This is a genomic window from Rhodosalinus sp. (assembly GCF_041685465.1).
Classification (GTDB): Bacteria; Pseudomonadota; Alphaproteobacteria; order Rhodobacterales; family Rhodobacteraceae; genus Rhodosalinus.
In genome coordinates this window covers 1-5,148 of the sequence record NZ_JAWLFS010000219.1, presented here as the reverse complement: position 1 = coordinate 5,148, position 5,148 = coordinate 1, and the positions used below count along the sequence as shown (strand labels likewise).

Genomic DNA, 5,148 nt, shown 5'->3' with positions numbered 1-5,148 from the left:
GAACTCGCAGGGCACGACCTGCGTGCCCTGGTGGACGAGCTGCATGAAGGAGTGCTGCGCGTTGGTCCCGGGCTCCCCCCAGACGACCGGCGCCGTGGGACGCGCGGGCGCGTCGCCCGCGACGGTCACGCCCTTGCCGTTCGATTCCATTTCCAGCTGCTGAAGGTAGGCCGGCAGCCGCGCAAGGCGCTGGTCGTAGGGCAGCACGGCGCGCGTCGCGTGCCCGCAGACCTGCGCGTGCCAGAGGCCGGTGAGCGCCAGCATCACCGGCAGGTTCGCCTCGAGCGGCGCCTCGAGGAGATGCCGGTCCATCCAGTGCCCGCCGGCGAGCATCTCGCGGAAGCGCTCCGGCCCGATCGCGATCATCAGCGACAGCCCGATCGGCCCCCACATCGAGTAGCGCCCGCCCACCCAGTCGGCGAAGGGAAAGACCCGCTCGCCGGGGATGCCGAAGGCACCGGTGCGCTCGGCGGCGGTGGAAAGCGCCGCGAACTGCGCCGCCGGCTCTGCGACCGCCCGGCGCATCCAGGTGCGCGCGGTCTCGGCGTTGGTCATGGTCTCGACGGTGGTGAAGGTCTTGGAGGCGACGATCACCAGCGTGCGCGCCGGATCGAGCCCGGCGAGCGTGTCGGCAATGTCGGCGCCGTCCACGTTGGCCACGAAATGGCAGCGCGGCCCGTCGGCGTAAGGCGCGAGCGCGCGCACCGCCATCGCCGGGCCGAGGTCGGAGCCCCCGATGCCGATGTTGACGATATCGGTATAGGCGCCCCCCTGCCCCCGCGCGCGGCCCGCGCGCACGTCGCGGGCGAAGGCCTCCATCCGCCGCAGCGTCGCGTGCACCTCCGCCAGAACGTCGCGGCCCCCGACCTCGATCGGTCCCGCGTCCTCGGGCGCGCGGAGCGCGGTGTGCAGCGCGGCGCGCCCCTCGGTCTCGTTCACGATCCCGCCCGCCATCATGGCGCGCGCGCGCCCCGTGACATCCCGTTCCCGCGCGAGATCGAGGAGCGCGGCGCGCACCGAGGCATCGATCGCGGTCTTGGAATAGTCGAGGAGCATCCCCCCGGCGCGCACCGAAAAGCGCGCCGCGCGCTCGGGGTCGGCCTCGAAGAGCGCGGCGATGCGCCGGCCCTCGTGTGCGTCGCGCAGCGCGTCCAGCCGCGCCCAGAGATCCGCCGCCGCGCTCATGGCGCCCAGTGCACGGTCAGCCCGGAAAAGACCGCGCGCACCGGGGCCTCGGCCTCCGTCCGGCGCTGCGCCCGCTCCAGCGTCTCGCGCTTTGCCTCCCCGACCACGGCGAGATGCTTGGAGAGCGCGCCGTCGAGCACCGGCCGCGTCAGCGTGAGCCGCGGCTCGTCCGCCTCCGGCGGGCGGAGCGCCATGACCGGGGGCGCGTCCTCGGCGAGCGCGGCGGCGAGCCCCTCGGTCCCCGGAAAGAGCGAGGCGACGTGCCCGTCGTCGCCCATGCCGAGCAGGAGCACCGCGATCGGCAGATGCGGCGCGATCGCCTCGGTCACGCGGGCGACGGCCTCCTCCGGCGTGTCGGTCGGCTGATACATCGGCAGGAGCGTCGCCGCGGCGGCCCGCTCCACCAGCAGCCGCTCGCGCACCAGCCGCGTGTTGGAGCGCGGATGGTCGGGCCGCACCCAGCGCTCGTCGGTGAGCAGCACGTCCACCGAGGCCCAGTCGATCCGCGCCGCGCAGAGCGCGTCGAAGACCGGCCCCGGCGTCGATCCGCCCGGCACGGCGAAGAGCACGCGCTCCGACCGCGCGAGCGCGGCGCGCAAGGATCCCGCGAGCTTGTTGGCGAGGTCGATCGCCATCAGCTCCCGGTCGGCATACTCGACGATCTCCATCGCGTCCTCCCGCAGCCCGGCTTCCATTCCTGCCCGCACGGCGCGGCGCGGGCAAGCCCCGCCGCGCTCAGTCCGCGATCTCGCGCCAGAGGCGCTGGTCGCGCGCCATCATGCGCTCGGCGCCGCGCGGCCCGTCGGAGCCGGCGGGATAGACCTCGGGCCGCTCGCCGGCGGACTCGAAGCCCGCGATCGCGGCATCGGTCCAGGCCCAGGCCGCCTCCACCTCGTCGCCGCGCATGAAGAGGGTCTGATTGCCCCGGATCACGTCCATGATCAGCCGCTCGTAGGCGTCGGCGATGAGATCGGCGTCCGGCCCCAGCGTCTCGGCGAAGGTCATGTCGAGCGGCACGTCGAGAAGGCGCATGCCCCCGGGCCCCGGTTCCTTGATCGTCATCCAGAGCTTCATGCCCTCGTTCGGCTGAAGCTGGATGGCGAGGATGTTGCGGTGCGCGCCCGCGTCGATGCCGAAGATCGAATGCGGCGTGTCCTTGAAGACCACGGCGATCTCGGAGGAGCGCGCCGAGAGCCGCTTGCCCGTGCGCAGGTAGAAGGGCGTGCCCACCCAGCGCCAGTTGCCGACCTCGGCGCGCAGGGCGACGAAGGTCTCCGTCCCGCTCGCGGGGGCGCCCACGTCGTCGACGTAGGCCGCCTGCCCCTGCCCCGCGCCGTACTGCCCGCGCACGAGCCAGCGCGGCGGCTCGAGCGCGCGGATCACCTTGAGCTTCTCGTCGCGCACCGCGCCCGGCTCGAAGCGCGCGGGCGGCTCCATCGCGGTCAGGCAGAGAAGCTGCATCAGGTGGTTCTGCACCATGTCGCGCATGGCGCCCGCGTGATCGTAGTACTCCGCGCGACCGGCGACGCCGACCTGCTCGGCCACGGTGATCTGGATGTGATCGACGTATTGCGCGTTCCAGAGCGGCTCGAAGAGCATGTTGCCGAAGCGCACCGCCATCAGGTTCTGCACCGTCTCCTTCCCGAGGTAATGGTCGATCCGGTAGATCTGATCCTCGGAGAACTGCGCGGCGAGCGCGGCGTTGAGCGCGCGCGCCGAGGCGAGATCGTGGCCGAAGGGCTTCTCGACCACCACGCGGGTGCCGGACCCGGCAAGGCCGTGCGCGCGCACGCGCTCGGCGAGCGGCGCGAAGAGCGTCGGCGCGACCGAGAAATAGACCGCCCGCACCTCCGGCGCGCCGCAGGCCGCGCGGAGTTCCGGCCAGCCCGTCTCGCCCATGGCGTCGACCGTGACGTAATCGAGCCGCGCGAGGAAGGCGTCGAGGCCCTCGGCCGGGCCGATCGCCTCTGCCACCATGCGCCGCCAGCCGTCGGTGTCGAGCTCGGTGCGCGCGGCGCCGATCACCCGCGCGCCCTCGGGCATCTGCCCGGCGCGGAAGCGGCGCCAGAGCGCGGGCAGGATCTTCCTGCGCGCCAGATCGCCGGTGGCGCCGAAAACGATGAGCTCGAAGGGCTCGACGGGAATGACGCGGGAGACCATGCCCCCGGTATAGCGAAGCGCGCCGGGCGGGGACAGGGGCCAAGGCGCTTGCAAGCGCCTTGGGCAAGGGCCTTGCAAGGCCCTTGGCCCGCGGCAGGCGGCGCGCCTGAGCGCGCTCTTTCGCCGGCGCTGGCCCGCATTCCTGACGCAGTCGCACCGCATCGAACGGCCGCGGCGATCCGCGACCCCGCCGCCCCGACCGCTCGGGAGGCGCCCTCAGGCCGGGCGCGAGATGGTGCCGCCGCCCACCGCGGCGCGCACGCCGGTCGTGCCGGGGGCCGAGGTGGGCAGGCCGCGCGCGACGCGCACGGCAAGATGGGCGAAGGCCTGCGCCTCGAGCATGTCGCCGTCGAGGCCCGCCGCCTCCACCGGCGCCACCGGGCAGTCGAGCGCGGCGGCGAGCATCTCCATCATCACCGGATTGTGCCGCCCGCCCCCGGTGACGAGCAACCGCTCGGGCGGCGCCGGGCAATGTTCCATCCCGCGCATCACGGAGGCCGCCACCGCCGCCGTCAACGTCGCCGCCGCGTCGGCGTCGGAGAGCGCCGCGACCAGCTCAGAGAGAAAGCCGAAATCGCCCCGATCCAGCGACTTGGGCGGCATCCGGTCGAAGTAATGGGCCGCCATCACCCGTTCGAGCGCGCCCGCAGCCACGCGGCCCCCGGCCGCGAGCGCGCCGCCCGCATCGCACCGCTGCCCGCGCCGCGCCTGCATCAGGTCGTCGAGCGGCGCGTTCGCGGGCCCGGTGTCGAAGGCGAGCAGCGCGCCCGTCTCTTCGGGCGCGGCGCGCGCGGGATCGATCCAGGTCAGGTTGCCGACGCCGCCCAGGTTGAGGAAGGCGAGCGGGCGCGCGGCGCCCAGCCATTTCGCCAGCGCGAAGTGGTAGAAGGGGGCGAGCGGTGCGCCCTCGCCGCCGAGCCGCACGTCGGCGGAGCGGAAATCCCACACCACCGGCCGCCCGAGCGCGCGCGCGAGCGCCGCGCCGTCGCCGACCTGATGCGTGCCGCGGCCCTTCGGATCATGCGCGAGCGTCTGGCCGTGGAAGCCCACGATCTCGGCCTCGGGGAACTCGGCGAGGAGCACGTCATGCGCATGCTGCACCACGCGGGGCGCGTCGCCCAGGTCCTCGCCGGGCCAGCGTCCCAGTCCCGCGCGCAGCGCCGCGCGCTCGGGTTCGGAGTACTCCCGGTACCCCGTGCGGCCGAAGGCCGAGACATGCACGCCGTCGGTGCAGAGCAGCGCCGCGTCCACCCCGTCGAGCGAGGTGCCCGACATCGCGCCGAGCGCCCAGACCGGTCCGTCGATCATCGCCCTTCCCCTTCGCGGCTCCCGCCAGTATAGACGCGCCGCGCAGCAGGCAAGAGCGCGGGGGCCGATGACCGAGCGACCGAGATCCGACTTCATGCAGGTGATGGCCGAGCGCGGCTTCCTGCACGGCTGCACCGACGCCGAGGCGCTGGACGCGGCGCTCGCCGCCGGGCCGGTGACCGCCTACATCGGCTTCGACGCCACGGCGCGCTCGCTGCACGTGGGCTCGCTCATCCAGATCATGATGCTGCGCTGGCTGCAGAAGACGGGCCACCGCCCCGTCACGCTCATGGGCGGGGGCACGACGAAGGTGGGCGACCCGTCCTTCCGCGCCGAGGAGCGCCCGCTGCTCACGCCCGAGCAGATCGCCGAGAACATCGAGGGCATCCGGCGCGTCTTCGCGGCCTACGTCACCTACGGCGCGGGCGAGACGGACGCGCTCATGGTCGACAACGCCGAGTGGCTCGACGGGCTAAACTACCTCGCCTTCCTGCG

Annotated in this window: 4 protein-coding genes and 1 pseudogene; 1 reads left to right on the top strand and 4 read right to left on the bottom strand. The window is 73.7% G+C overall.

Annotation, left to right across the window (positions count from 1 at the left end; all coding sequences use genetic code 11):
• From pgi to ACESL7_RS12870, 4 genes are all read right to left on the bottom strand, one after another.
• Positions 1-1,185: glucose-6-phosphate isomerase (pgi, locus tag ACESL7_RS12885; protein WP_372893717.1), on the bottom strand; the 1,185-nt coding region annotated here is incomplete at its 3' end.
• Complete coding sequence (pgl, locus tag ACESL7_RS12880) at positions 1,182-1,853, bottom strand: 6-phosphogluconolactonase (protein ID WP_372893716.1); 672 nt, start codon at positions 1,851-1,853, stop codon at positions 1,182-1,184. The genes pgi and pgl, both read right to left, overlap by 4 nt.
• A gap of 67 nt (positions 1,854-1,920) precedes the next feature.
• Complete coding sequence (gene zwf, locus ACESL7_RS12875; protein WP_372893715.1) at positions 1,921-3,345, bottom strand: glucose-6-phosphate dehydrogenase; 1,425 nt, start codon at positions 3,343-3,345, stop codon at positions 1,921-1,923.
• 216 nt (positions 3,346-3,561) lie between these two features.
• Entirely contained in the window at positions 3,562-4,653 is a 1,092-nt protein-coding gene (locus ACESL7_RS12870; RefSeq protein WP_372893714.1) for an anhydro-N-acetylmuramic acid kinase, read from the bottom strand.
• Positions 4,654-4,720: 67 nt separating this feature from the next.
• Here ACESL7_RS12870 and ACESL7_RS12865 point away from each other — a divergent pair.
• Positions 4,721-5,148 (top strand): annotated as a pseudogene (locus ACESL7_RS12865) (tyrosine--tRNA ligase); the annotation flags it as partial.

What these genes read in the sequence shown, in the direction of transcription:
- pgl (WP_372893716.1), bottom strand. Translation starts at nt 1,853, where the DNA reads ATGGAGATCGTCGAGTATGCCGACCGGGAGCTGATGGCGATCGACCTC.
- zwf (WP_372893715.1), bottom strand. Translation starts at nt 3,345, where the DNA reads ATGGTCTCCCGCGTCATTCCCGTCGAGCCCTTCGAGCTCATCGTTTTC.
- ACESL7_RS12870 (WP_372893714.1), bottom strand. Translation starts at nt 4,653, where the DNA reads ATGATCGACGGACCGGTCTGGGCGCTCGGCGCGATGTCGGGCACCTCG.